The sequence below is a fragment of the Candidatus Leptofilum sp. genome, from assembly GCF_965223525.1.
Classification (GTDB): domain Bacteria; phylum Chloroflexota; class Anaerolineae; order Promineifilales; family Promineifilaceae; genus Leptofilum.
The window spans coordinates 1,243,160-1,268,806 of record NZ_CBDCWX010000005.1; the positions used below are offsets into that span (position 1 = coordinate 1,243,160).

The window sequence follows — 25,647 nt, forward strand, 5'->3', positions numbered from 1 at the left end:
CGGCTGGGCGGGAGTCAGAATGCGCGGCTACTTAAAGGCTGGCTGCAATTGCCAGCCGCTGCCAGCTTGCATGGCTGGGATGGCCCAAAGCTGAGGCTTAGCGGCTTCGATAGTGAAGTGCAGCTCCTTGAGCCAATCTTTACGGGCGGCCTCTACGCTGAGGACCACAAATTCCAGCAGCTTGAGCGCATCTTCTGGGGTGACGACAGCCTCGACGAGGCTGAATTTGTCTGGCGGGTCTGTGCGCTGAAAGGTGGGCTGACGCTGCACCAAATCGCCGCCAAGCTGGCAAGCGGTTTCGGTGGGCAGATCCCAGGAGGGGACGTAGAGGCGGCGTGGATAGCCCCACAGCTGCTCGGAATGCTGCTGGGCTTCTTTGTTGCGCCCCTGGGTTTGGCGGTTGGTAATAGTGACACGGCCGTTAAACACCCAAAGCGGCAGCCAGCTGTCAAACTTTTCTACAGCTGGGGTCGCAAATTGTAAAGAGATTGTGTCTAGGCCGGATTCGTTGAGGGAAACGGCCGTGCCGCAGTTTGCACAGCCTAACACCACCACATCTGGGTTTTGCGGCTTGAGCGGTTGGGCGCAGATGGGGCAGCGCAAGGCCAGCAGCTTCATCGCTTCCCTCCGGACAAATCTTCCAGCACGCTCATCCCAGAGCGCATCACCGCCTGAATATCGTCATTGTTGCCCACCATGCCGCCCGTGATGGCCGAGATAAAGTTCCCGCCGTCTGATTCACCCGCCAAAGCTGCCTTGCGTGCCCCTTTTTGAATCTCTTCAACTTCTTCCCCATAGCGGAAGGCACGGTAGCCAGCAGCAATCAGTCCCAGCCCTAGGGCGATAGGCAGCAGCACGAGCAGTGCGCCATCCCCATCGTCGCTGTTGCTAACGGCCAACCCCGCCAGCCAGGTGCCGTTGATTAAAATGAGGTTGCCTATGGCCAGCCCACCCACCAAGGCGGCGGCGCGGTAAAAGATGTTGCCAGGGGCTTTGCCGTACAAAATGTTGCCATTCACGCCATCAACCACCACCTGGTAATTGCGTTTGTGGTATTCGTAACGGGAAACCCAAAGTGGATAATAGACGATGGACAAACGCTGGCGCAAAAAGTGGAACTTCTCAAAAAATTTAGTGCGAAGGCTTCGTTTTTGTCGTCCTCGATGAGTGAAGTGCCGCCCGGCTTCGTCCAACGCATCGGTGTGGGATTCTGACGGCTCGAACACCATTGCCTGGGCGTGCAGTTGGTCACTGTCATATGGTTGTAGCTGTTCCTTGGAGATGGCTACCCGATGCACGCCATATTCGGCAACATCAACGGCCGCATCGTTCCAGTGCATTGTTTCGTTGATTTGTACCTCAATGGGGCGGGTGCTGTCTTTGCCCGATTTGACGCGGCCAAACATCCAGCCCGCTACAAATGATTCCACCCGCCAGTAGGGCAAGTAAACCAAAAATGTGTCTTTGATTTGGGCTTCTTTGGCCAGGTCGCGGGCTTTTTTCATGCCTCGGAAAAAGTTGCCGACGGTTTGCAGGGCGCGTTCGCGCTCGACAGTTTGAGAAACTTGCCAGCGGCGCACGCCCCGCTCGCCCTGCACCAGCGAGTGCGTGTGGCAGAAGGGACATTCGACGATGCGATCCCCTTCGGCAATGGGTACGACGCCGCTACATTCGGGGCAGGTGAGTCCTTGGGTTTTGTTGGTTGATTGTGTCATCGTTAATGTGTTTAGGGGCGTTTCGCGAAACGCCCTTACAAATTATCATACACGGGCAGAAATGTAGGCGGCGATGCCAAAAATGGGTACGGCCAGCACAATGGCGACGACGATGTAGCCGACAATGCCAAAAATCAGACTAATATCGAATGAGAAAAAGCTAATGGCGGGAATGAGCGCGGCGCAAAAGTAAAGCGCACAGCCGATGGAGCCAATGGCCACGTAGGGTACTTCGCGCTTGGACGGATAAATGGAGGCAAATACCTGGCTGCTAGCGGCATCCACAACGGCCGTATACCCGCGCCCACCAAACGTATATTTGAAAATGAACAGGGGCAGATGCACCAACGAACTCTCTTTGATCTGCCCAGCGGCGATTTTTTGGTTCTCGGCCAGCCATTTGCGAACTGTGTCCAGCGGCACGGTAGGGGTGATGGCATCGCCGTCCATGGTGTGATCATACGGTTCCAGGTCGGAGGCAGGGATGCTCAGTTCGGTGATTTCCAGCACGGAGAGGGCAGCAGCGGGTTCTAGCACGACTTTTTCCTGCCCGTTCATATCCACCCGTACCAGCCACATGGGGAACATCTGGAAAGACGGCCGTTCCAAAACCGCCTTCTTGTCTAAATCCTTCACCGTGTCATTGCCACCCATCCAGCGACGAACGGCGGCAGCAGCGGCCGTTTCATCCACCGTGGCGCGCACCGCATAATGCAGCACTGCGCCACTTTTATCTACAAAGTTGGTCGCGCCGCAAAATTCACAGGTTACAAATTGGGAGCCTTGCTCGATGGGAAGAACGGCCGCACATTGGTGGCATAAAATTTGGGTTTCTGGGGTTTCGATGGTTAGCTCATCCATAACAGCCGCATTGTACTCAAAAGACAAAAAAAGACGCAAGCCCAGTTTACAAAAAAACAGTTTGGGTGCATTAACAAGTTGCCAGGCAAAATGATTGGCTCACGCAAAGACGCCAAGGCGCAAAGGGAAAGACTTGGCGTCTTTGCGCCTTGGCGTGAAATTCACTGACAACTCTTTTATGCACCCAACAGTTTTTCATATTACCCGCACCAGATTGTTTATGATAAACTCCGCATTCATAATTCTTCCTTCATAATTCATAATTTTTAGAGGAGCAACCAGATAATGATCGATGTCAATCAGCTACGTCGTGGAGTAAGTTTTACTCAGGACGGAAATCTTTACAAAGTAACGGAATACAGCCACAGCAAGCCGGGGCGCGGCAAGGCCACCATTCGCGTGAGCGTGCGCGATTTGCGCTCAGGCTCTAACTTTCAGCTCACCTTCACCTCTGGCGACCGCGTGGAAGATATTCGGTTGGACAAGCAAACCTTCCAATATTTGTATGACGACGGCACGTTTTATGTGTTTATGAACACTGGCACCTACGAACAAAAGCAGGTAAACCACCATGTGATGGAAGATGACAAGGAGTTTTTGCTGGACAACATGGAGCTGGAACTGCTGATGTATGAAGGTGAGGTGCTGGATTACAATCTACCCAAAACGATGGATTTTGAAATTGTGGAAGCTGAAAATGCAGTGGCTGGCGATACAGCCACAGGTGCAACGAAGGAAGTGATCACCAGCACTGGTTTGAAGGTAAAAACGCCCTTGTTTGTGAACATTGGCGACACAATTCGCGTGAACACGGATTCGCGGGAATATATCACTCGCGTTTAAACTATAAAATTGTAGGGGCGCACCCCCGATGAGCTCGTTGTTTAGGGTAGACACGGGGGTCTACCCCTACCCGAACGATGCTTTTAACTGAAGACAAGTGCTCTGCCATGTGAAGCAGAGCACTTTTTAATTTGTGCTAAACGACGATGTTGACCAGCTTTTGCGGCACAACGATGATTTTGCGGATTGGCTGGCTATTGATATGGTTTTGGACGTTGGGTTGAGCAACGGCCGTTTCTTTCACCACATCCACAGGCAGGTCAGCCGCCACCTTCATCCGGTCACGCACCTTGCCATTCACCTGCACCACGATGGTGATTTCATCATCTAGCGTCATCGCTTCATTGTAGCTGGGCCACGGTTGCAGATGGACGGATTCGGTATGACCCAGTGCCGTTTGCCACACCTCTTCGGCAATGAACGGGGCGAGGGGGGCCAGCAGTCGTGCCATCGTGCCAATGGCTTCCCGCCACGCCTCCACACCGATGGCTTGCTCACGCGCGTCGTACAGACTGTTCAGATATTCCATTAGACCAGCAACGGCAGTGTTAAACCGAAAATCATCCATCTCTTGCGTAATCCGCTTCACAATTTTGTGCTGCGCCCGTTCAAAACGCACCTTCGCCTTCTCGTCTTCGTGACGTTGGGCTTTTGCGTGAACCTTTTCCTGCGCCAGCGTCCAGAACCGCCCTACAAAGCGCGTCATGCCGCGAATGCCTGCATCATCCCAGATGACGTCGGCGTCAAATGGCCCCAGGAAAACGACGTTCAGCCGCAGCGCGTCGGTGCCATGTTGGTCAATGACCTCATCTGGCGTAATCACATTGCCCTTCGATTTGGACATGCGACGGCCGTCCAGCGGCGAAGACAGCACCCCCTGGTTTCGCAGCTCGGTAAAGGGTTCTACAAAATCAATCAGCCCTGCATCAGCCATCACTTTTGTCCAGAAGCGAGCGTACAGCAGATGCAGCACGGCATGTTCGGTGCCGCCTACGTAGATGTCCACTGGCAGCCAGCGGCGCACTGCCGCCGGGTCGAACGACCCCTCGTCGTAATGCGGGTTGGCAAAGCGCAGAAAGTACCAGGAGGAGCAGGCAAAGCCGTCCATTGTGTCTGTCTCTCGCTGAGCGGGTTCGCCGCACTGCGGGCAGGTGGTGTTGACCCAGTCTTGAACGTGCGCCAGCGGGGAACGGCCGTCTCCAGCGGGGGCAAAGTTGTCTGTTTCCGGCAGCAGGACGGGCAGCTCATCTTCCGGCACAGGCATCGGGCCACATTCTGGACAATGCACGATGGGGATGGGTGCGCCCCAGTACCGCTGACGCGAAATCAGCCAGTCGCGCAGTTTGTAGGTTACCTGTGGCTGTCCTTTGCCTTGGGTTTGCAGTTCGGTGGTTATGGCTGCGATGGCCTCTTGTGAGGTTTGCCCGCTGAACTGTGCTGAGTTGATGAGACGGCCGTATCCTACAAAACAGTCCTCGTCTGCCTCACCACCCATCGGTTCAATGACTGGCACGATGGGCAGATCGTAGGTTTGGGCGAAGGCGAAATCGCGGCTGTCGTGGGCGGGTACGCCCATCACTGCGCCGCTGCCGTAGCTGGGCAGCACGTAATCGGCTACCCAAATGGGCACTGGTTCGTCCGTCAGCGGATGGGCGGCGTACGCGCCGGTAAAGACCCCGGTTTGTACTTTTTCGGTGGCGGTGCGTTCAATTTCTGATTTGCGCTTGGCTTGCTGGGTGTAGTGGGAAACGGCCGTTGCCTGCCCGTCACTCACAATTTGCCCCACCAGCGGATGCTCTGGCGCGATGGCAATAAACGTCACCCCAAATAGCGTATCCGCCCGCGTCGTGAAGGTGCTGATCGTAAAATTCTTAGCCACAGATTTCGCAGATTGCACAGATTTTTGTTCTTCAATCTGCGAAATTTGTGTAATCTGTGGATTTTTAACTTCAAAAACGACTTCGGTGCCCTCGGAACGGCCGATCCAATTGCGCTGCATCGTTTTCACGTTTTCCGGCCAATTCACGGTGTCCAGGTCGGCAATCAGCCTGTCGGCGTATTCCGTAATTTTGAAATACCATTGCGCCAGCTCTTTCTTGGTCACCTCACTGTCGCAGCGCCAGCACAGCCCTTGCTCTACCTGCTCATTGGCCAGGATGGTTTGGCAAGACGGGCACCACCATTGGCTGCCCATTGCCCGGTAGGCCAGCCCTCGCTGGTGCAGCAGCAGGAAAAACCATTGCGTCCATTTGTAATAATCGGGAAAGGTGGAGTTGATCTCGCGTGACCAGTCGTAGCTGCATTCCATTGCTTGCATCTGCCGCCGATAGGTGTCGGCGAACAGTTTGGTGCTTTCGCTAGGATGGATGTTGTGTTTAATGGCGTAATTTTCGGCGGGCAGGCCAAAGGCGTCCCAGCCCATCGGGTGCAGCACGTTGTAGCCGCGCATCCGCTTGTAGCGGCTAATGATGCAGGTGGGTACGTAGTTGCGGGCGTGTCCCACAGACAGCCCCGCCCCGGATGGGTACGGAAAAAAGTCCAGGATGTAGATGTCTGGTTTAGCAAGGTCATCGCCTGCCTGGTACAGTTTTTGCGCTTCCCAGATGGGTCGCCATTTTTTCTCGACGGCGTGGGGATTGTATTTTGTTTGCTTTGTCATTTTGTCCTCTTATTGTTTGTAATTGGGTAATTTGGTAATTGTGTAATTGAGCAACTAACACTTTCGATCCGCCCAAGGGCTTCAACCCCCGGCGAACTGCCCGACAGCAGCTAGAATCAATGCCGCTGTCGGGCGATGTAACAATAAGAGGTTCCAAATTTGGGTAAAGGCAAATTCTGTGTTCATGATATTTCTTCAAGTGACAGGCACGGGGCGCACAATGTTTTTCTGTGGAAACCATTTTGCCCCGTGCCTGTCACTTTATCTTATAACTTTCCGGGCGCGAATGCCCAAAAATAGCGGTATTTCGGCGCTGGCTCGTTTGTCTGCTTTGAGACGGCCGTTTGCCAACTGCGCCACATCTTTCACCGGAATTTCCTCAATGCGCTCCACCAACAAGCCACTGTCGGCCAGCCCGTTGATGTAGGCTTGCAGTGGCCTGTGAAAACTGCGGGTCTTGCCGCTGCGTTGGCCTTGCTTTTTAGGCTGCAACGGCACGCGCAGCGTTGTCAGGTAGCTGTCTATGCGCCGGAAGCGCAGCTTGCGCTGTTTGTCCCAGCCCCAGCCACTTTGCCTGGGAATGCGGAAGCAGGGATGGGTCATGAGAATCACGAGCCGCCCGCCGGGTTTCAATGCCCAAGATGCGTTTTGCAGCACCACATCCAGCGGATCCATATCTTGAATACTGAGCAGGAAGACGGCCGTGTCAAACCCACCCTTCTTCACACCAGCCACCTTATCCAATGCACGGGCATCACCCCGCAAAAAATTCGCTTTTGTATGCCGTTTTTTAGCTCGCTGCACCAGCTTCGGGCTAGCTTCGATACCCAGATATTCCATGCCCACTTCCTGCAAATAGGGTGCCAAAACACCTTGCCCTGCGCCAATGTCCAACACGGACTCGCCAGGTTGGGGGGTGAGTAATTCCAGCAAAGCCGGAATCACTATCTGGCGATGATAATCGCCACCTTTTTGCCCCATCCAACCGTCATACCAAGCGGCCACATCATCCCAACTTGTCGGTGCTGCCCGCTTGGTGGGCGGGCTATGGTTTTTAATTGTTAAATTTTTCTGTTTCACGGGTTTCCTCCACAAATCGCTAAATTTTTGAGCCGGTTTGTGCAGTTGGTGAAACAAAAAGCCACAGGGTCTCCCGTGGCTGTGTGAAAAGAAAAAGGCCACAGGGCTGAAGCACCTGTGGCCTAAAATGTTTAGAAATTCAATTTCTTAATTCATTCGACCCATGAGGTTGCCCCAGCAACGCAACAAACACGGCTACCAAGTAAGTGCCGTTGTTCATTTCGTAATCGTTGAGCAACCATGTAATTTATCATCATAGGTTTCCTGAATTAGACGCTAACAGGTTAGCATAGGTGTGGCAATTCGTCAATTTTGTGTTAGAGACTGATGTTACGCACTTCGTCTAGGGAGACTACAAAAGTCTAGGTCGCATTTCAGGCAATTTCCAGACTGAGTAAGACTTTTGTAGTCTTGGGCTGCGTAACATGAGTTAGAGAGCTAGCCAGAAGATGATAAAATCTGTGCCTGGAGGCAACTATGTGGGAACAGTTTTTGGAAATTTGGAACGCAGAAATGTGGTGGAGCTATCTGCTGCGGATTTTTGTTTATTTTTTGGTGGCGTACTTGATTCATCGCTTGTCTGGGCGCATGGCGCGACGACTACTGCGAATTGGCAGCCTGGCCAGCAAGCGGCGCAAGCTGCGCCCCGACAGGCAAAAGACGCTGACAAGCCTGGTGGGGAGTGCCATTACGTTTTTAGCGATGGTAACGGCCGTACTTCTCAGCCTCAACCTCTTTGTGGGGGGCGAGACGCTGGTGTGGATGGTGGGCTTGTTTGCGGCGGCATTTGGCTTGGGCGCACGGCCGTTGGTGAGTGATTTTCTCACCGGTATTGGCTTTTTGTTTGAAGACACCTTCGACGTGGGCGAAAAAGTAGACATTTTGGGCAATGAAGGGGTTGTGGAATCTGTCAACCTGCGGACAACGACGCTGCGCGCAGGTAGCGGTGAGCTATTTGTCGTGCCCAATGGCGAAATCCGTATTGTGCGTAACTTTAGTCGCGGCAGTTTTTCCCCTGCTACCGTCACCATCAAAGTAGATGCGGATGATTTGAGCCGAGCGTTGCCCATTTTGGAGGTGCTTGGCAAAGAGGCGACTTTGTTGCTGCCAAATTTGCTGGAGCCGTGGCAAATCATCAGCCAATCTGGAGCCATTGGGCAGCAAACGGAGTTGACGCTGGTAGCTAAAGCAAAGTATGCGATGGGGGCAGAGATGCGCCCGCGCTTGCTGGCTTTGGTGCATGAACGCCTAAATGAATCTGGTATACATTTGGGGGATTGAGGAAAAAAGCTGTATCGAGAAAACTCAAACAGAAACTGGCTCCCCGATGAAGCCGGCGACGCTATTTGGGAATGCTGCCACAATTTTTGTGGGCGTGACCTGATTGAACAAATCGGCGGGGCCATTTGCCTGCACGCGGATGTAGTTATCGGTATAGCCCACCCAGCGCAAGCCGCCGTTGTCTGCTCCCACGTTCGTTTCCCACAGTACGTTGAGCGTCTGTCCTACAAACCGCCGGTGGAATTTGTGGCTGAGTTCTTTCCCCAGATTGATCATGCGACGGGTGCGTTCTTTTTTGATTTTGCCGTTGATTTGGTTGGGGAATTGCGAAGCGGCCGTTCCCGGGCGAGGGCTATAGCCAAACACATGCAGTCTGGAAAAGTTGATTTCTTCGACAAATTCCAAGCTATCGGCAAAGTCTGCGGCCGTTTCACCCGGAAAGCCCACAATCACATCGGTACTCAAATTTAGATTGGAGATGTGGCTGCGGGCAGCCTCCGCTAATTCGCGGAAGCTGGCGCAGCTGGTGCGTCGCGCCATTCGCTTCAAGATTTTGTCACTGCCAGATTGCAGCGGCATGTGCAAATGTGGCAGCAGCCTGGGATTTTGCCATAGCGTAAAAAAGTCTGGCACCAAATCCCACGGCTCCAGTGAAGAGAGGCGCAAGCGAGGAATATCAGTGTGCCGCAAAATAGCCTGCACCAAATCAAGCAACCCTGCCCGATTGCCAAAATCATGCCCGTAGCTGCCCAAATGCACCCCCGTCAGCACAGCTTCCTGATAGCCAGCCGCGGTCAATGCTTGAATCTCAGCCACCACATCCCCCAAATGGCGGCTTTGCCCCGTACCCCGTGCCACCGTTGTGACACAAAAGGTGCATTTGTTGTCGCAACCATCCTGCACTTTGATGAAAGCGCGCGTGTTTGCCCCCAAGCCGCCTGCCAAAAACTCCCTCAATACAGGCTCTTGCTCAAAAACGGGCAGCTCGATACGCGCCTTTGGATCCAACAGTTGCACAAGCTGGGCTTTTTGCTGATTTACCACAACGCGCCCTGCGCCCTGCACCTGGCTCAGTTCATCAGACGCAATGGTGGCGTAACAGCCCGTGAGCACAATTTCTGCGTCTGGATTTTGGCGGTGAATGCGGCGGGTTTGGCTGCGGGCATCGCGGGCCGCTTCGGCCGTAACCGCGCAGGTGTTGATGATAACTTTGTCAGCTTTAGCGGACTCCGTCACGATCTCATGCCCAGCAGCCAGTAGCTGACGCGCCATTGTTTCGATTTCGCTTTGGTTCAAGCGGCAGCCAATACTATTCAGGAAAACTTTCATGGCCACCATTTTAGCGCAGGCAAAGGTCCGGTGCGAGTTTGGAAATTACCGCATACGACGGCTGAGTGAACCGTTACGACTCCCCATGAACATAGACGCAGGTAATTTAAAGCCAAAATTACGCAAGCGTTGCTCGCAGTTGGGGCGCATGCCGCCTGGTTTGAAATCACCAACCAATTCGCCGTCGCCACCACCTGTTTCCTCAAATTTGAAGATGTCTTGCATTACCACGGTTTCACCTTCCATGCCCGTGATTTCGGTGATGTTGATGACCTTGCGGCTACCGTCGCGCAGACGGGCTTGCTGCACAATCAGGTCTACGGCCGAAACAATTTGTTTGCGTACCACAGAAAGCGGCAGATCCATCCCAGCCATCAGCACCAATGTTTCCAGGCGGCTAATGGTGTCGCGTGGATTGTTGGCATGAATGGTGGTGAGACTGCCATCGTGGCCAGTGTTCATGGCTTGTAGCATGTCTAACGCTTCGCCTCCGCGACATTCACCCACCACAATGCGCTCCGGGCGCATCCGCAATGAGTTGATGACTAGATCGCGAATCGTTACCTCGCTGTCGCCTGCTTTGGATGGTTTTTTGGTTTCCAAACGCACCACATGCCGTTGAAGCAAGCTCAATTCGGCCGCATCTTCGATGGTAACGATGCGGTCTCCATCGGGAATGAAGCTGGAGAGTACGTTGAGTAAGGTGGTTTTACCAGAGCCAGTGCCGCCAGCCACAACAATGTTGAGCTTGGCACGTACACATGCTTCCAAAAAGTCGGCCATATCCTGATTCAGGCTGCCAAAGTTGATTAAATCTTGAATGCCAAATGGGTTGCTGGAGAATTTACGGATGGTGATATTGGGGCCGTCAATGGCGCACGGGGAGACGACGGCATTGACACGGGAGCCATCAGGCAGCCGGGCATCTACCAACGGTGAATCAACCCCCACATAACGCCCTAGAGGTTCTATGATCTTACGAATAACGCGCTCCACATGGGTATCATCTACAAAGGTAACCCCAGACTCGATGAGCTTCCCTTTCTTTTCGATGTAAACCAGATCGGCGCGATTGACCATCACTTCAGTAACATCGTTGTCTTTGAGGATTTTTTCCAGAGGGCCAAAGCCTAAAATTTCATCTAGTAGCTCTTCAAAAAACTGCTTTTCATCACTTGGCGCAATGCTGATTTTAGCGTGTTGGCGGGCCAGCTTGTACCGTTCTTTGATGAGTTTGATTGTGTGTGGGCTGCGATCTAGGGTGAGTGTTTTTGGTAGGGAGGTTTCAATTTTTTGCGCCAACCAGAGACGCGTACTGTCTAGATTATTGGTTGTGGTTGTATGGGCTGCCCCGTTTTGTTCTGTTTGCATAATACTTCCTTACGTGTCTAGGACACGAACTCGTGGTCAGAAATTCGAGAATCATTGTAACGAGAAAGGTTGCATTTCAGCCATAGTCCGTTCTTACCAGCGCGGGGGAAATACGACCGTTTTTTATGTCTGCTACTTGACATCCCATGTTGGTTTGGATAGAATTTCCCAGCCTTTTTAACAAAGGATTCGCCGGGATAGCTCAGTCGGTAGAGCACTGCACTGAAAATGCAGGTGTCCCCAGTTCGAGTCTGGGTCCTGGCATATTTTTCTTTTTAACATTTGCCATGATTGTTTGGTAAGATTGCAGTAAAAGTTTTGCTAAATGAAGCGGCAGTTGGTATAACTGTAACTAGTAATTCTCTTTGCGGGCATAGTTCAGTGGTAGAACGTCTCCTTGCCAAGGAGAAGGCCACGAGTTCGAATCTCGTTGCCCGCTCTATACAGAAGCAGATGTTGTAGGTGGCTCATGATAACGATTGCTTCTGTTTAACTGTTTCGCCACCTCCCTTCTAAATCGCCAATTAAGTAGCATTGGCGAAACAGTAACAATCGGCAGGCTGCAAGCCTGCCGGATTTGTTTCCGGCGACGTGGCCAAGTGGTAAGGCAGAGGTCTGCAAAACCTTTATCACCGGTTCGAATCCGGTCGTCGCCTCAATATCCAAAGCCCTTGCCCGCTGGCAGGGGCTTTTTTTGTCACCAATTATGGAGTTTTCTAGCATGAAGATTTTTGATTTGCCACGAACCGTAGATGTCATTAATCCACGACAATGGGAGACGTTTGCTCCCTATTTTAATGAACTGAAGGAACGGCCGTTAACCTCCGAAAATTTGCGCCAATGGCTCACCGACTGGTCCGACTTGACCCGTCTACTGTTTGAAGCAGCCTCACTGATTTACATTGAAAAATCACAAGACACCACCAACAAAGAGAAAGAGCAAGCATTTCTGGATTTGATCAATGATGTTTACCCGCAGGCGCAAGTTGCTATCCAAGCATTAAAGGAGCGGCTGCTGGCAGTTGATCCAAGCAGTGAGGCTCTAGAAGATATGACGCTCGTGCTGCGAAACATGCAGAATGAGGCTTCCTTGTTCCGTGAGGAAAACATTCCGCTTTTTACTCAGGCAGCTAAACTGGAAAATGAGTATGATAAAGTAACCGGTGTGCTCAAAGCAACTTGGGATGGCGAAGAAAAAAACCTGAGCCAGCTTGGTTTCTTTTTGAATGACAAGGACCGTGCGGTGCGCCAAAAAGCGTGGCAAGCAATTTCTGATTTGTGGTTAAGTGAGCGGGAAACGCTCAATGGCATTTACGCCAAACTGCTCACGCTGCGGCAGCAAATGGCTAAAAATGCCGATTTACCAGACTATCGCACCTATGCCTTCCGGGAAAAAGGTCGGTTTGACTACACGCCTGAGGATTGCCTAACGTTTCATGAAGCGATTGAAACGGCCGTTGTTCCCGCAGTACAACGCATTTTAGAACGTAAAAAGAGGCGACTTGGGTATGATACATTGCGCCCCTGGGATTGGGTGCCAGAAAAAGGAACGTTGGTGGATGATTCAGATGGGGAACCACTACGGCCGTATCAAGGCCAGGATGCCCTTATTCAACACACGCTCAACATCTTTAACCAGCTTGACCCACAGTTAGGCCGCCATTTTGCCACCATGGCAGAAGATGGCCTGCTGGATTTGGATACTCGTGCCGGCAAAGCGTTGGGCGGGTACTGTAGCCCGTTACCGCTGAGAATGCGGCCGTTTATCTTTATGAACGGTGTGGGTAGCCATGATGATGTGCAAACCATGCTCCATGAAGCTGGACACGCTTTCCATGTGTTTGAAACGGCCGAACTACCCCTCATTTGGCAAACCGACCCACCCATGGAATTTTGCGAAGTTGCCTCCATGTCTATGGAGCTGCTAGCTGCGCCTTACCTCACAAACCAAAGTGGCGGCTTCTATACGTCGCCGCAAGCTGCACGCGCCCGCATAGACCACCTGGAAAATAGCCTTGCCTTTTTGCCCTACATGGCCGTGGTAGATGCCTTCCAGCATTGGGTGTATACCAATGCCGAACAAGCGGCAGATGCCACTCAATGCGATGCCACTTGGCAAAATCTGTATGAACGATTCTTACCAGGCGTTGATTGGGTCGGCCATGAAGCCAGCCTTGAAACCGGCTGGCATCGCAAGCTGCACATTTTCACCTCGCCCTTTTATTATATTGAGTACGGCATGGCGCAAGTTGGGGCTTTGCAAGTTTGGCGCAACAGCTTGCAGAACCCTGCGAAAGCATTAGCTGCTTACCGTCAATCACTCTCTTTGGGTGGCACCAAAACCTTGCCAGAGTTATTTGCTGCTGCGGGGGCAGAATTCCGGTTCGATACAGAGATGTTGACAGACCTAGTGATGCTTATTGAGGAAACAACGACCAAATTAAGAAAAAATACCTTAAGCTAGGAAGCTAAGCGTGCCGATTGGCAATACAGTCAAGATCGAGATAATATCAATTACATGGTCAACGACAACTTTCAGCCCAGCGTGGCGATGCGCGAATATCTGGCCGAAATTTTTCGGCTGCAAGAGGATTCGCCTACCGTAAGCACAACCAGCCTGGCAGAGCGCCTTCAGGTATCTGCGCCAGCGGTGCCGCGCATGTTGAAACGGCTCAGAAATGCAGGTTATGTAAAGCACAAGCCGTACCAGGGCATTGAACTAACCCCGCGCGGCCGTGAAGAAGCGTTGCGTGAGTTGCGCCGCCACCGCATTCTGGAAGTTTTTCTAGTGAATGTGATGGACTTTACCTGGGATGAAGCCCATGAACATGCGGATGATATGGGCAAAGGGCTCAACGACACAATTACTGAGCGCATGGCAGAAATGACCAACAACCCCACCCGCTGCCCCCATGGTGAACCAATTCCTGATTCAGAGTGCAACTTGCCAGAAGTGAAAGATGTCTGCATCATAAATTTGGGGGTGGGCCATGTTGGCACAGTTAGCCGGGTACGTACACATGATCCAGAACGACTAAAATATTTCAGCTCACTGGGCTTGGTACCAGGAGCAGATTTTGAAATTATGGGGCGCGCCCCGTTTAATGGGCCAATGCGCTTGCGCGTGGGGCGGGATGATGTGGTGCTAGGCGTGGAGCTAACTAAATCCCTCTGGGTAGAGTAAGATCTTAATTTGCTTACGGAAACAGGCGGCGCGTTTTAACCTCGGCAACAGCGTCTTCCCGATACCGATAAAGCATGGCGGGTCTGCCTTCTCCTTCTTTTTTCTTTTCCCCCGTTTCTTCTAAAATTTCCGCCGATAAAATCTTGCGACGAAAGTTTCGTTTGTCTAAAGGTTCTTCCAGGATAATTTCGTACGCTTTTTGCAGTTCGGAAAGTGTGAACACATCAGGCAGTAATTGAAACCCAACTGAACTGTACTCTAACTTGTACCGAAGCCGCGTGTGTGCATACTCTATGATTTCGGCATGGTCAAATGCCAGCGAAGGAAGCTGGGAGATGGCAAACCAGCCTGTTTCGCTGGCATCGCGTCCGGCTTTGTGGTGGATGGCATCGTGTGGTACGAGGGCAAAGTAAGCCACGGTGATGACACGGGTGCGCGGGTCGCGCCCAGGATTGCCAAAGGTGTATAGTTGCTCTGTGTACACATCCTCCACACCGGTCTCGTCTGCCAAAGCGCGAACGGCCGCTTCTTCTAATGATTCATCTATTTGCACAAACGAACCAGGGATAGCCCACATGTTGGCAAACGGTGGCGCCAGCCGCTTAATGAGCAGCACCTTCAGCTCGTTTTTATCTAACGAGAAAATGACCACGTCTACGGTGACAGACGGCCGTTCAAACTGATTCGGATCGTATTTTGCAGATAACTCTACAGACAAGATGCCTCCCAAAAATTAGCGTAAATAAAAAGTCTCCAGCCAGAAGCTAGAGACTTTAATGTTGCTGGACACTCTTAAACTACTCTTCTGGCTCGTTGGGATTTTCCGGTGGCAAGGCCAGATATGGCGCATTATCCATAGATGGATGCAGATCAAAATTTGATTGATCTGGTATGGCCAAGCCACCTTGGTCAATAATTTGTGGCAGGCTAACGCTGGTTGTTACAAATGCCGTTTGGTCGCCAGGTGAGCGCAAAGCCAAGTCAATATCTACCCCCCGAAACATAGCCCAGTTTAACGCCAGGGCATCCTGCGATGACATACTGAGAATCACCACATCTGGCTGGCCTTCTAATCTGGAAGGGATAGGGGTAGGTGTTGGTGGCACACTACCATCTTCGCCAGGTTGAGCCGCTGCCCGGGCGGCAATTTGCTCTTGTTCTAAAATGCGTGGGTCTTGCCAAGTACCTACGTATAGTACTTCTGCTTGTTGAATAGTTAACTGGGTGACTCGCTTAGGAATAGGAAGCCCAAGCGTGAAATCTTGTCCTTCAAGCCCAAGCGTGCTGGGATAAATAGCGGCTACCTGGTTGATTTCCGGAACAAATTCGAGACGGCCGTCTTTAACCTCTGGAAACAAAAATGGCTGTCCGTTAAGCAATGCTGAATTGATGACACGCGCCACATTATTAGGCAATATCGTACCAAACTGCGGATCGATGTCTACAACCCGCATTGTCATCAACACGTCTACTAAATCACCAGGGCGCATCGCCAAGGCAGCACCATTGAAGCGGTCAACAGGGAAGGCAATGGCTACTTCCCCAAACGGCACATACAAAGCCAGGTCAGAACCAAATGAAGCAATGTCTGTTGGGTTTAGTGCCAACATGGGGCTTAAAAATGATTGCCCACGCGCTATGTCTACCTTTGTGATGCGCCCAACCAACTGCGTTGTATCCGTAAATGTGTAACCACCTTGTAAAGCAATATTGTCACGCGGCCACCGTTGAACTTCTAGCAGCTCATCTGTAATCATTGTGCCTACAGGGATGTTTACCCGAGCGACAACCACATCTTCAAGCCCTGGGGTTGCTGTTGGTGGCGGTTGTAGCGGCTCTTCTGCACCGTTGTCATCATCACCATTATCGGTGGTGCCGTTTTCTGCTGGTGTGTCATCATTGCCACCTAAAAGGCCAGCCAGAGGCCCAATACCACTATTGCCCAGCAGCAAAAGCGCAACGGCCGCTATCAATATCAATACCAAAATCAGGAGAATGAACGTTCTGAGACGCATAACAGGGTCCTTGTTAAGTTAGCCTTGAAAGTAACAGCCCATCATTATTCAGGCACAGAGCCTTCTTCAGGGGGCGGGGTGGGTGTTATCTGTATCACCGTTGATTCAACCGAGTACCCCAAATTAGGCGGAATCTCAACATTAAACCGCTCTAAAAGGAAGTCTAACGTCATATTTTCTACACTATATAGTTGACCATCGTTGACACCGCGCAAAGCAAAGAAAACTTGTGCGTTTACTTCTACTGCATACCGTAGCAGAAGCTGTTGCTGTGGTTGCAAAGCAACGACTATCACATCAGGCGGAGGCGGTGTAGCGGTTGGTGCCAGAGCCGGTGGCGGCGTGGGAGTGGGTTCCCCTTCTTCTGCTGGTTCAGGTGTGGGTGTAGGAACTAAATCTGCTGGATTGCCGGGTAAGCTATATTGTCCCACTTGAATAACCCGAGCGTTTTGAATGATCATGCTGACGGGTACGGGGCGTGGGGCAATGTCTTCTTCATTGGGGAAAATATGGGCAAGATCGCCTGTGGGCAGCTCCTCAAAACGGCCGACTGGCTCAACCGGAAAAATAATTAACCCAGTCGTTGTGGTTAATACATCGCCGGCCCCCAATGCTTCAATGGCTTCAATTTGTTCTTCTAGATAAAAGGCTGCGTTATTGGGCAAATAAGTTTGGAATTCCTCGTCAATTTGACGGAAGAGGAATGTAACCATGATGTCTACGTAATCACCCTCGCTTACGCCGTAAGCTACGCCAGTGAGCCGATTCATTGGGACGGATTGAGCCACATACCCTGGTGGGATGAGAGAGCTTGGCCCGAATGATTCCAGACCAACCTGGGTAATATCATCTACCAAAGTATCGTAGGTAAGCGTTTCGCCCTGATAAATATCGGTTCTAGCGAACAGGTTCTCTGCTTCTTCTATGCTGGTAATTACATTGTTGCCAACAGTGTCAATCGGGCGCATATCCAAAGCCAGAATATCTTCTGTCATTTGGTGACCACGCGGAACGGTCTGCAAAGAGACGACCACTTCTACAAGCGGCTGCACTGTTTCTGCTGGCTCATCGCTCTCTAAACCGTCTGGGGCGGGTGCGCCTGGCGTACCGTCTGTTTCCGTTGCTGTATCTATGGGTTGATCTTGTTGTAGAACAGCAAACACACCGACAATTGACAATAATACGAGGGCAAATACAAAAATGAGAATCAAGATAGTTCGACGGCTCATAAGATCGTCCCTTTTTTAAGCATATGTTTAGGGGCTAGCGGGTATCTTGGGTCGCGTGTCATACGGGAGTAAGCTACTGACTCAAACTGTATTGCTATCTCGTGTCGGCTTCAGTTTGTTTGGTTATTGAAAACCGGAACCTTCTTGCAATTGAGGACACAGCCGTAGCTCAGTTTGTTTGTCTGATAAATACCAATACAAATAACAATATGTAAACCTCTCAACGAGCCGTATGTTATCATATGTAAAGTTGAATAGCAAGTGCAGGGGCATTGTGAAGCGGCTAAATATAGTACAAATGGGGGAGTTTTGGCAGAGTTTGGCTAGATTTTTGGCGAATATGGTTTGGTTGGCAGATTTTCTGGGGTTTTGGACGTTATTGTGACGGTTGGGGAGCATTAACGAGGAGATGCCACCAGGCTTGCCAGGGACGGGCGTTTTGGATGGGGTCTGGGGTGGCGGTGGGCACGGCCGTTGGCAAAGGCGTCGCTTCAATTACTAAAGGCACCACTCGCTTTTCACCGGGCAAAACATAGCCTGCTTCGTCGCGGGCGTAGGCGGCTATGTAATCATCGCTTTGCACATATTCCAGCGTAACCTGGAGCGAAACCTGGCGAGTAGATTCGGCGTCTACTTGAGCTTGAAGGTCCGTTTCGCCCACGCCAACCAGTTGCCCAGCCTGCGCTCGCCGGTTCAGATCCACCGCGACAAAGACGGCCGCACCCACCAGCAGCAGGATAATGATTTGGGGGAGCGTTAGCAACGGCCGTTGCCGCCATAGTTCTTTATACATAACGCTCACATCTTAACATAAATATTCTCTCTGGCAAGAGCCTAAGCTGGAATGACCAGACTTTGCCAGTCGCGCGGATAGTAAGTGAGGAAGTCCACGCCATTTGCCGTGATAACCACCGTGTCTGAATGGCGGAAGCCGCCGAGTTCTGGCACGTACAGACCCGGCTCCACGGTGAATACCATGCCTTCTTGCAACACAGTTTGGTCACCACTGTCTAAAAAGGGGCCTTCGTGGTAGCGCAGGCCGATGGCGTGGCCGGTGTGATGCTTCCAATATTGCATCATACTATTTTTTTCGTAATAGGTACGAACGGCCGAATCCACCGCACTGCAGGCCACCCCCGGCTTCATTGCTTCGAAGGCAACCTCCTGTGCTGCTTTCATATGATTGAAGAAGGTTTGTTGCTTGGCGGTAGGTTCGCCCACGAACATAGTGCGTTCCAGCTCTGAGTTGTAGCCCCACATGGGGCAGCCCGCGCCCGTCACCAGCACATCCCCTGGTTGAAAGGTGATGTTGTTGGCCAGCGCGTGGGGAATGGCCGCATTGCGCCCAATCTGCCCGCGATACCCGGCAAACGGCCCGGTGAGCCACATGCTTTGGGCGCGGTAAAGCGGGCCGATAGCGTCCATCATGGCCAGGGTGGCTTCTTGGCTGGCGCGTAGGCTAACGGCCGTTTCTGTGGCATGGACGGCCGTATATCTTTGCAACAGCACATGCGCCAGGTGGCCCCACTTGCAGCTTTCCTTTATAAGCGCAATCTCGGCGGGGCTTTTGATTGCCTGCATTTTGTTGAGCTGACCTTGTATATTGTGTACCGTCATGCCGGTTAGCTGGCTGAGAGACACGCCTTCGTAGCCAAAAATCCAGGGATAACCGTCCATATCGACCCCAATCTGGCTGCTGCTGGCTAGGGGATATTGTTTGGGTGCTTCTTGATGCGGCCGTATCACAATCTCTTCTGGCCGGGTGGGGGTATGTAAAAATTGGGGGTTCACGTTTTCCTTGATCAGCCCCATATCCATCAGCAAATCCTGGAAGATGGCCATTGGGTGCGGATCGCCGGGATATTCCAGGTAATGTGCCACGCGATCCAGATCGGCTTCAGCTTGAGCGTGTTCCACTTCCAGGCGGGGTACCAGCATGGCGCGCTCACCCTCGGCGCTGAGGACAAAGGCGATGGGACGCTCTGTGGGGATAAAGGCAAAGCCTGTGAAGTAGAGGATGTTGGTGCTGTCGAAGAGAACCACGCCTGTGAACCTGTTTTGGCGGATGGTGTCGAGAAGCTGTTGGGAACGGCCGTTAAATTCAGATTGAGTCAGGCGCATGGTTACGGCACGCAAATGATGTCGGCAATCTTGACGGTGTAGTTGGCGTCCAGGTTGTTGCGCGTTTGCAAATCTTCAGGCGTGGTGTTGAATCGCTGGCTGATGTTGAAGGCGGTGTCGCCTTCGCCTACCGCATACGGCCGTCCGCGACCGCTGCAATATTGCGGATTTCCCACTGGGATGTTGATGGTTGTACCTGGTACCAGATTGGTCTGGGAGATACCTTTATCGGCCATGAGGGCGATGGAGGTGGTGAATGCCTGCGACAAGCTGTAAAGTGTGTCCCCTTGCTGCACCGTGTAGCTTTGGTAGATGATTTTCTCGACGGCAGGAGGGGCGGGTACATTTGTTGGTGGCACGGTTGTGGGGGGAACGGCCGTTGGTTCCGGCGTGGCAGTAGCGGTTTCCACTTGCTGATCCGGCGGTTGACTTTCTGTGGCTACCTCTTCCGGGCGCGGGCTGTCGTTGGCAGGGGCATCTGCGAGATTGGGGCGTGTGTTGGGATCTACTTGCAGCGTAATTGGCTGCCCGCCTACATTTACCAAGAAATTGCCGTCGGCAGGCGCCTCGGTTGTTTCAGCAGCATCCCGGTTTTGTATCACATTCATGGCTAAAAAGACGCCTATGGCCAGGATGATGGCAATCGCAATCATCATCAAAACGACAGGTGAACGGAGATTTGGCATACGGTTTCCCCTTTGCTGCGCCAAACCAATTTGCATGGCTGTGCAGACTATGAACTATTGAGACGGCCGTCTGGAATTATGTTACACTTACCATAAAATAATAGCAAGTAGGGGCGATGCAGTTGAGAATAAATTTTTGCCTGGCAAACCGAAATGTCTTCCAACTGCATCGCCCGTACATAATTCATAAGATGTTGGAGGTCCCCATGATTTACAAGCGCGAAAAGCTGGAAGAGATTGAACAAATGGCCCTCGCTCCATATGGGCTAAAAAGTGCAGACAGCCGTGGGCGCGTATATCCTGAAGCCGAATCCGCTTCGCGGCCTGCATTTGTGCGCGATCGGGATCGCATCATTCACACCACTGCTTTCCGCCGATTGGAGTACAAAACACAGGTCTTTGTTTATTATGAGGGAGATCATTACCGTACTCGCCTGACGCACACGCTGGAAGTTGCCCAGTTGGGGCGGTCGCTAGCGCGGGGGCTGGGCTGCAATGAAGAGCTGACCGAAGCAATCTGCCTGGCCCACGATTTGGGACATCCTCCTTTTGGCCATGCTGGTGAGTACGCACTCAATCGGCTCATGGCCGATCACGGAGGCTTCAACCACAACACGCAAAGCTACCGCATCGTTACCAAGCTGGAAGAGCGCTACCCGAACTTCCCCGGCCTCAACCTGACTTACGAAACGCGCGAAGGAATGATTAAGCACGAAACCGATTACGACAAAAGCGATGCTGAAGGATATGAGCCAGGCAAACGCGCCTCGCTGGAAGCACAAATTTCCAATCTGGCTGATGAAATTGCCTACAACGCACACGATCTGGATGATGGCCTGCGGGCGGGCATGTTTGAGATGGCGGCATTGGATAAGCTAACATTGTGGCAAGAGTTGAAGGAAGTTGTGGGGTGGCAGTCGGAACGGCCGTTGCCTAACATCACCCGCCACGAACTCATCCGCGAACTGATCGGCCAATCCGTAACAGATGTTTTGGCACAGACCAGCCAAAACCTGACAGAAAACCAGATTGATTCTGTAGAAAAGGTGCAAAACCACCCCGTCAATCTGGTTAGCTACTCGCCTGAATTCAAAACGAAGGTGCGCCAGCTCAAGAAGTTTTTGCTGGACAGCATGTACCATCATTACCGGCTCATCCGCATGCAAACAAAGGCGGAGCGATTCATTTCTGAGCTGTTCCAGGCTTATGCCCAGGAACCAAACATGCTGCCCACCGGTACCAAAAAGAAGCTGGACGAAGCACCGCTCCACCGCGTCATTACCGATTACATCGCCGGGATGACGGATCGGTACGCGCTGGACGAGTGGGAAAAGCTATACGACCCGTATCGCCGTGCCTAAGATGCGTCGCCTTTTTCTCTGGCTCAAACTTCTGCTGCTGACAATTATTTGTCTCTTCTTTTTGGCGCGTGAATGGCCCCCTTTTGGCGACGAATACACCCAAATTGTGCAACTGGTCGGATTGCGCCAGTTTGATTTTGTGAGCTGGGAGCTAAATGCCTTTGCCGCCAAAGCGGAGGGCGTTTTGGCCAACAATGATGCCTTTTTGGATGAAGCCAGCCGCAAGCAGACGGTGCTAGATTTTATGGCACTCGTTCGTGAAATTCAGCAGCTGGATGCCCAAATTAGCCAAATTTACACCGATCCAAACATTAGTGACCCAGTGGCGGCAACGGCCGTTTTGCAAACCGAATATGCCCAAAAAAGAGAGGAACTCGCTGCCCTCCAACCCGTGGCAGAGGCAATTGTGCAGGATCAAGTGGGGCAGATTTTGGCGGAGGAAGGGTTTGGCGTGCTGGGGCAAGCCTGGCCGCCCGTGATGATGCAAATGAGTCCGCTGCCGTCGCTGCTTATCATCTCCCCGCGAGACCGCATCGAGCGGATTTACGGGGTGTCGCTCATTCCGGGATTGTCTACGGCGGAGAAGGATGCATTGGAAACGGCCGTCTACGAACAGCTAAACCTCTCTGCCCTGGTCGTGCCGCTGGGTGGCTTAGGCACTTACCCGGCGATGATCATGGAAACCAGCAACATTAACTGGTTTGTGGAGGTCACTGCCCACGAATGGGCACACCACTGGATGACTTTCTTCCCCGTCGGGCTAAACTACGGCGACCCCCAGGTACGCATCATCAACGAAACCATCGCCTCCATATTTGACCAAGAAATCGGCAGTCGCGTCATCGAGCGGTACTATCCCGAATTTGTGCCGCCGCCCCCGCCGCCAGCCACAGACCCAGCCCCCGAAGCCGAACCGGATGAGCCGCAAGTCTTTGAGTATGGCGCAGAGCTAGCCGCCACCCGCATCCACGCCGAGGAGCTGCTAGCAGCGGGTGATATTGAAGCAGCCGAGGCATACATGGAAGCACGACGACTCGTTTTTCTGCAAAATGGGTATGGGATTCGCAAGCTGAACCAGGCGTACTTTGCCTTTTACGGGGCGTATGCGGCCGTTCCCGGCGCAACCGGCAGCGACCCCACTGGCCCCATGCTGCGCGACATCCAGGCCAACACCCACACCCCCCGCGCCTTCATGGAAGCAGTCGCCCCCATTGCCACCTTCACCGATTTAGAAGAAATTTGGGACGAAATTGCGGTGGTGGATAGTCAGTAGACTTCGCCCATGCTGCCTAACGCCAGGTTCAGGTGCGCTGGCGCGGTCAGCAAGTGCCTTTGCCAATGACCAAACCGGTAGCCATTCGAGGCATCGCGCCAGCGTCACCTGCAACCCATGTTAGGCGGCTTGCCGCCTATGTATTTTGCCTTAATGTCTTAATTCCTCAACTGGTTCAAGTCGAAACTAAATGTAGTAATGAAAGTATCAATGTCGGTCCAAGAACCATGCAGTGTTCTAATTAAAGTCGAGAGTGGCAACAAGTTTTCTTCGAGAAATTGCAGAGGACTTCTAATTTTAATCTTGTTCTCAATCTCCCTGACAGCAACCAAATTATTCAAAATGGTCTTAAAGTCTGTTGTAAGAAAAAAGTCCCATCTGTTTTGAATTGCACGGCAAATGTGCGTAGAGTCATAACCTGGTCCAAAAAGGCTATTAACTCTCGCTACAATTGCATCAGAGACAGGTTCCGAAGATGACTCCCAGTTTTTTGATAGCTCACAGTAGGCTCTTTCAAGAAATGCTCTTTTTTCGTGAGCGATATGCCCGATTGGAGAAAAGTTTTTGATTTCATTTAGAGTGGTTTCAGATGTCCCAAATATCAATTGCCATTGGTCATCTAGGTTAAGCAAGTAATACAAAGCTATGTATTCTGGCGTCCATCGAGATAAAGGAGCTTTTACATCTTTTGCTCGCATTCCTTCACCATACTCATATTGAATGAGTGCAAAAAAATCGTTAAGAATGCAAGTATCGAAATACAAGCGAATCATTTACGTTAATTCCTTTACATCAGCCCATTTGAGAGCCGTCCTAACTACTTATTAACCTGCACCGATGCTGGGTAAGATGAAAATCAGGGTTTTATCAGGCATTGGTGCTGGATAAACTACTTATTCTGGCAATAAACACGATCTCGCACAGTATAAAATGTTTCGTTGACCATTACAAGATTCAGCTAAGTGCATATCTATTACATGCACAAGGAACGAATGACAACGCAATTTGCCCAAAGAGGCTATTCTTGGTCTATGTCGCGGAGGAGGGTGACGATGCGGTTGGCATCGGGCCAATTTTCGTCGGTGGGGTCGGCTTGGGTGAGATATGTTTCCATATCGGCGAGGGCTTGGGGGTAACGGCGTTCCATCCCCAGCATAATGTTGCATTACGCTTGAAACGCTAACCCAGCTTCCAACGTTTCAAGATCGACCAATGTCATGTTTTGTTCCCTTGCGTACTGCTGTGCCGCTGATGAAAATCCTGCCCGTGCGAAGAAGATGGTGTGAAGCGACCAATCGGTAGGTGAATGGGGCAGTTCTGCCAATAATTTAGGTGCTTTTTGCTCTACTAGCTCGCGCACTGTTCCACGACTAATCGGATTGTCTCCCCATTTGCATTCACCAAGCAGAATATCGCGACTATCCCAATTGACTCCAACCACATCAACTTGAACCTTTCGGCTCCAGTGGCTGCCAATAATCATTGGCCGAAATTCTAACGCATCTCGTTTGCGTTGTTCACGCACCCACTGCTGGCTTAGCTGCTCAAATGCGGTTTGCCCCACAAACCCACGCAGTTCTGAGCGTACCTTTTCTAATACAGGCTCAATATCATCGGGCAAGATATCGTTGAATGGGGCTAAGAACCGAAAGTAGAAATGAAAATATGGATCGCTGAAATGGTAGCGTCCTTGACGCGATTTTCGGCGTTTGATGGTGGGTACCGTGGCTGGAATGCGTCGTTCAATTAATTTTAGTTCCTGTAACCGCACTAAGTATGATGAAAGATGTGTTTTTCCTATCAACGAGTAGTTACTGATTTCGGACAGTGTATGGTTGCCCATCCCAATTGCCTTCAGGATCGAGAGGAAAGTTTGAGGTTCGTTTACTTCGTCGTACAGTAAAAATGTTGGTTCAGCGATGAACAAGCTGCCAGGTGCCAGAATGACATCCCTGATGTTTTCAACTAACCCTTGCTCTGGATGAAGCCAATTGAGGTAGGCTGGAATACCGCCAACGATTGCGTAGAGGGCAATGCGCTCTTCAGTTGACCAGTCCCGGAAAAATTGTTCAAGGCTGTGAAACGGTAGCGGATCAAGGTGCCATTGAGCTGTGAATCGGTCAAATAGCGGGGATTGGTGATATTGTAATGTTTCCATTACCCGCATTTGCGAACCACACAATATCAGAATTAGTTGGCTGTTTTCAAAATATTGATCCCAGGCGTGCTGTAGGCTTGAGAGCAGCGCATTGTCAGCCTGTGCGGCATAAGGCAATTCATCAATCACCAAGATATGTTGCTTATCACCAATACGATTAGCCACAAGTTCCCATGCCTCTGACCAGCTATCCAACAGAGGGGCTTGTCGCAGAGGCCGCTGCTCAAATTCAGCGATAAATTTTCGTCTTTGTAATGATGCGGTTTCCTTTTCAGCTACCCAATACATGGCGGGAATATCAATGTTTGATAACCAATGGCGCAAGAGGCGCGTTTTGCCTACTCGTCTACGGCCGTATATCAACACAAATTGCGCCGAACGTGAGCGGGTATGCTTGAGTAACTTATCAAGAAAAGCAAGTTCAATTTTTCGGTTAACAAAACGCATGTGATGATTTTAACCACGTGGTGTGTATTATGCA

At 51.6% G+C, this 25,647-nt stretch carries 22 protein-coding genes and 3 tRNA genes; 9 read left to right on the forward strand and 16 right to left on the reverse strand.

All coding sequences use genetic code 11. The annotated features are described in order from the left end of the window. Positions 1-27 precede the first annotated feature (27 nt). From ACOQPM_RS10780 to ACOQPM_RS10790, 3 genes are read right to left on the reverse strand one after another with little or no spacing between them, the layout of a single operon-like run. The gene (locus ACOQPM_RS10780) at positions 28-618 is read right to left on the reverse strand and encodes a hypothetical protein (protein WP_420629265.1); all 591 of its coding nucleotides are present in this window, start codon (positions 616-618) and stop codon (positions 28-30) included. Beyond that, entirely contained in the window at positions 615-1,715 is a 1,101-nt protein-coding gene (locus tag ACOQPM_RS10785) for a hypothetical protein (protein ID WP_420629266.1), read from the reverse strand. Before ACOQPM_RS10785 ends, ACOQPM_RS10780 begins: the two co-directional genes overlap by 4 nt. A gap of 45 nt (positions 1,716-1,760) precedes the next feature. Next, entirely contained in the window at positions 1,761-2,576 is an 816-nt protein-coding gene (locus tag ACOQPM_RS10790) for a hypothetical protein (RefSeq protein WP_420629267.1), read from the reverse strand. A 285-nt stretch (positions 2,577-2,861) separates the two neighbouring features. Here ACOQPM_RS10790 and efp point away from each other — a divergent pair, with 285 nt between their 5' ends. Continuing rightward, entirely contained in the window at positions 2,862-3,419 is a 558-nt protein-coding gene (gene efp / locus ACOQPM_RS10795; RefSeq protein WP_420629268.1) for an elongation factor P, read from the forward strand. A gap of 136 nt (positions 3,420-3,555) precedes the next feature. Here the strand turns inward: efp and leuS are convergent, their stop codons facing one another. Both leuS and ACOQPM_RS10805 read right to left on the reverse strand, forming a co-directional pair. Further along, positions 3,556-6,078, reverse strand: a complete 2,523-nt coding sequence (leuS, locus tag ACOQPM_RS10800; protein WP_420629269.1) for a leucine--tRNA ligase — start codon at positions 6,076-6,078, stop codon at positions 3,556-3,558. Between the two features lie 261 nt (positions 6,079-6,339). After that, positions 6,340-7,158 (reverse strand): class I SAM-dependent methyltransferase, encoded by an 819-nt coding sequence (locus ACOQPM_RS10805; RefSeq protein WP_420629270.1) that lies wholly within the window; start codon positions 7,156-7,158, stop codon positions 6,340-6,342. Between the two features lie 477 nt (positions 7,159-7,635). On the opposite strand from ACOQPM_RS10805, the gene ACOQPM_RS10810 reads away from it, so the two are divergent. Next, positions 7,636-8,439 (forward strand): mechanosensitive ion channel family protein, encoded by an 804-nt coding sequence (locus ACOQPM_RS10810; protein WP_420629271.1) that lies wholly within the window; start codon positions 7,636-7,638, stop codon positions 8,437-8,439. Between the two features lie 24 nt (positions 8,440-8,463). Here the strand turns inward: ACOQPM_RS10810 and mtaB are convergent, their stop codons facing one another. Further along, entirely contained in the window at positions 8,464-9,768 is a 1,305-nt protein-coding gene (gene mtaB, locus ACOQPM_RS10815; protein WP_420629272.1) for a tRNA (N(6)-L-threonylcarbamoyladenosine(37)-C(2))-methylthiotransferase MtaB, read from the reverse strand. Between the two features lie 45 nt (positions 9,769-9,813). Beyond that, on the reverse strand, positions 9,814-11,139 hold the full coding sequence (locus ACOQPM_RS10820) for a CpaF family protein (protein WP_420629273.1): 1,326 nt from the start codon (positions 11,137-11,139) through the stop codon (positions 9,814-9,816). Positions 11,140-11,330: 191 nt separating this feature from the next. Between ACOQPM_RS10820 and ACOQPM_RS10825 the strand changes: the two genes are divergently transcribed. The 5 genes from ACOQPM_RS10825 (at position 11,331) to ACOQPM_RS10845 (ending at position 14,323) form a co-directional block, all read left to right on the forward strand. After that, positions 11,331-11,403: transfer RNA gene (locus ACOQPM_RS10825), tRNA-Phe, on the forward strand. A gap of 103 nt (positions 11,404-11,506) precedes the next feature. Beyond that, a tRNA-Gly gene (locus ACOQPM_RS10830) sits at positions 11,507-11,578 on the forward strand. 146 nt (positions 11,579-11,724) lie between these two features. Continuing rightward, a tRNA-Cys gene (locus ACOQPM_RS10835) sits at positions 11,725-11,795 on the forward strand. A 65-nt stretch (positions 11,796-11,860) separates the two neighbouring features. Further along, positions 11,861-13,603 (forward strand): M3 family oligoendopeptidase, encoded by a 1,743-nt coding sequence (locus ACOQPM_RS10840; protein ID WP_420629274.1) that lies wholly within the window; start codon positions 11,861-11,863, stop codon positions 13,601-13,603. Positions 13,604-13,657: 54 nt separating this feature from the next. Then, positions 13,658-14,323 (forward strand): metal-dependent transcriptional regulator, encoded by a 666-nt coding sequence (locus ACOQPM_RS10845; protein ID WP_420629275.1) that lies wholly within the window; start codon positions 13,658-13,660, stop codon positions 14,321-14,323. A 13-nt stretch (positions 14,324-14,336) separates the two neighbouring features. Here ACOQPM_RS10845 and ACOQPM_RS10850 read toward each other — a convergent pair whose 3' ends face one another. The 6 genes from ACOQPM_RS10850 to ACOQPM_RS10875 form a co-directional block, all read right to left on the reverse strand. Beyond that, entirely contained in the window at positions 14,337-15,041 is a 705-nt protein-coding gene (locus ACOQPM_RS10850) for an NUDIX hydrolase (RefSeq protein WP_420629276.1), read from the reverse strand. A 79-nt stretch (positions 15,042-15,120) separates the two neighbouring features. Beyond that, positions 15,121-16,338, reverse strand: a complete 1,218-nt coding sequence (cpaB, locus tag ACOQPM_RS10855) for a Flp pilus assembly protein CpaB (protein WP_420629277.1) — start codon at positions 16,336-16,338, stop codon at positions 15,121-15,123. A gap of 44 nt (positions 16,339-16,382) precedes the next feature. Further along, the gene (locus ACOQPM_RS10860; protein ID WP_420629278.1) at positions 16,383-17,567 is read right to left on the reverse strand and encodes an SAF domain-containing protein; all 1,185 of its coding nucleotides are present in this window, start codon (positions 17,565-17,567) and stop codon (positions 16,383-16,385) included. Positions 17,568-17,943: 376 nt separating this feature from the next. After that, complete coding sequence (locus tag ACOQPM_RS10865; RefSeq protein WP_420629279.1) at positions 17,944-18,360, reverse strand: septum formation initiator family protein; 417 nt, start codon at positions 18,358-18,360, stop codon at positions 17,944-17,946. A 41-nt stretch (positions 18,361-18,401) separates the two neighbouring features. Next, positions 18,402-19,688: a M24 family metallopeptidase gene (locus ACOQPM_RS10870; protein WP_420629280.1), complete on the reverse strand. Its 1,287-nt coding sequence runs from the start codon at positions 19,686-19,688 to the stop codon at positions 18,402-18,404. 2 nt (positions 19,689-19,690) lie between these two features. Continuing rightward, on the reverse strand, positions 19,691-20,374 hold the full coding sequence (locus ACOQPM_RS10875) for a LysM peptidoglycan-binding domain-containing protein (protein WP_420629281.1): 684 nt from the start codon (positions 20,372-20,374) through the stop codon (positions 19,691-19,693). Positions 20,375-20,580: 206 nt separating this feature from the next. Between ACOQPM_RS10875 and ACOQPM_RS10880 the strand changes: the two genes are divergently transcribed. Both ACOQPM_RS10880 and ACOQPM_RS10885 read left to right on the forward strand, forming a co-directional pair. Beyond that, the gene (locus ACOQPM_RS10880) at positions 20,581-21,735 is read left to right on the forward strand and encodes a deoxyguanosinetriphosphate triphosphohydrolase (protein ID WP_420629282.1); all 1,155 of its coding nucleotides are present in this window, start codon (positions 20,581-20,583) and stop codon (positions 21,733-21,735) included. 1 nt (position 21,736) lies between these two features. After that, the gene (locus ACOQPM_RS10885; RefSeq protein ID WP_420629283.1) at positions 21,737-23,008 is read left to right on the forward strand and encodes a hypothetical protein; all 1,272 of its coding nucleotides are present in this window, start codon (positions 21,737-21,739) and stop codon (positions 23,006-23,008) included. A 158-nt stretch (positions 23,009-23,166) separates the two neighbouring features. Here the strand turns inward: ACOQPM_RS10885 and ACOQPM_RS10890 are convergent, their stop codons facing one another. From ACOQPM_RS10890 to ACOQPM_RS10900, 3 genes are all read right to left on the reverse strand, one after another. Then, complete coding sequence (locus tag ACOQPM_RS10890; RefSeq protein ID WP_420629284.1) at positions 23,167-23,781, reverse strand: hypothetical protein; 615 nt, start codon at positions 23,779-23,781, stop codon at positions 23,167-23,169. A 245-nt stretch (positions 23,782-24,026) separates the two neighbouring features. After that, positions 24,027-24,164: a hypothetical protein gene (locus ACOQPM_RS10895; protein WP_420629285.1), complete on the reverse strand. Its 138-nt coding sequence runs from the start codon at positions 24,162-24,164 to the stop codon at positions 24,027-24,029. A 9-nt stretch (positions 24,165-24,173) separates the two neighbouring features. Continuing rightward, positions 24,174-25,613, reverse strand: a complete 1,440-nt coding sequence (locus ACOQPM_RS10900; protein WP_420629286.1) for an ATP-binding protein — start codon at positions 25,611-25,613, stop codon at positions 24,174-24,176. Positions 25,614-25,647 lie beyond the last annotated feature (34 nt).

Bases quoted from the DNA above. Each gene is read 5' to 3' on its own strand.
- ACOQPM_RS10810 (WP_420629271.1), top strand. From the start codon at position 7,636: ATGTGGGAACAGTTTTTGGAAATTTGGAACGCAGAAATGTGGTGGAGC.
- ACOQPM_RS10790 (WP_420629267.1), bottom strand. From the start codon at position 2,576: ATGGATGAGCTAACCATCGAAACCCCAGAAACCCAAATTTTATGCCAC.
- ACOQPM_RS10820 (WP_420629273.1), bottom strand. From the start codon at position 11,139: ATGCAAACAGAACAAAACGGGGCAGCCCATACAACCACAACCAATAAT.
- ACOQPM_RS10900 (WP_420629286.1), bottom strand. From the start codon at position 25,613: ATGCGTTTTGTTAACCGAAAAATTGAACTTGCTTTTCTTGATAAGTTA.
- ACOQPM_RS10885 (WP_420629283.1), top strand. From the start codon at position 21,737: ATGCGTCGCCTTTTTCTCTGGCTCAAACTTCTGCTGCTGACAATTATT.
- ACOQPM_RS10890 (WP_420629284.1), bottom strand. From the start codon at position 23,781: ATGATTCGCTTGTATTTCGATACTTGCATTCTTAACGATTTTTTTGCA.
- ACOQPM_RS10785 (WP_420629266.1), bottom strand. From the start codon at position 1,715: ATGACACAATCAACCAACAAAACCCAAGGACTCACCTGCCCCGAATGT.
- ACOQPM_RS10875 (WP_420629281.1), bottom strand. From the start codon at position 20,374: ATGCCAAATCTCCGTTCACCTGTCGTTTTGATGATGATTGCGATTGCC.
- cpaB (WP_420629277.1), bottom strand. From the start codon at position 16,338: ATGCGTCTCAGAACGTTCATTCTCCTGATTTTGGTATTGATATTGATA.
- ACOQPM_RS10780 (WP_420629265.1), bottom strand. From the start codon at position 618: ATGAAGCTGCTGGCCTTGCGCTGCCCCATCTGCGCCCAACCGCTCAAG.
- ACOQPM_RS10895 (WP_420629285.1), bottom strand. From the start codon at position 24,164: ATGCTGGGGATGGAACGCCGTTACCCCCAAGCCCTCGCCGATATGGAA.
- efp (WP_420629268.1), top strand. From the start codon at position 2,862: ATGATCGATGTCAATCAGCTACGTCGTGGAGTAAGTTTTACTCAGGAC.
- ACOQPM_RS10860 (WP_420629278.1), bottom strand. From the start codon at position 17,567: ATGAGCCGTCGAACTATCTTGATTCTCATTTTTGTATTTGCCCTCGTA.
- ACOQPM_RS10870 (WP_420629280.1), bottom strand. From the start codon at position 19,688: ATGCGCCTGACTCAATCTGAATTTAACGGCCGTTCCCAACAGCTTCTC.
- mtaB (WP_420629272.1), bottom strand. From the start codon at position 9,768: ATGAAAGTTTTCCTGAATAGTATTGGCTGCCGCTTGAACCAAAGCGAA.
- ACOQPM_RS10840 (WP_420629274.1), top strand. From the start codon at position 11,861: ATGAAGATTTTTGATTTGCCACGAACCGTAGATGTCATTAATCCACGA.
- ACOQPM_RS10865 (WP_420629279.1), bottom strand. From the start codon at position 18,360: ATGTATAAAGAACTATGGCGGCAACGGCCGTTGCTAACGCTCCCCCAA.
- ACOQPM_RS10880 (WP_420629282.1), top strand. From the start codon at position 20,581: ATGATTTACAAGCGCGAAAAGCTGGAAGAGATTGAACAAATGGCCCTC.
- ACOQPM_RS10845 (WP_420629275.1), top strand. From the start codon at position 13,658: ATGGTCAACGACAACTTTCAGCCCAGCGTGGCGATGCGCGAATATCTG.
- leuS (WP_420629269.1), bottom strand. From the start codon at position 6,078: ATGACAAAGCAAACAAAATACAATCCCCACGCCGTCGAGAAAAAATGG.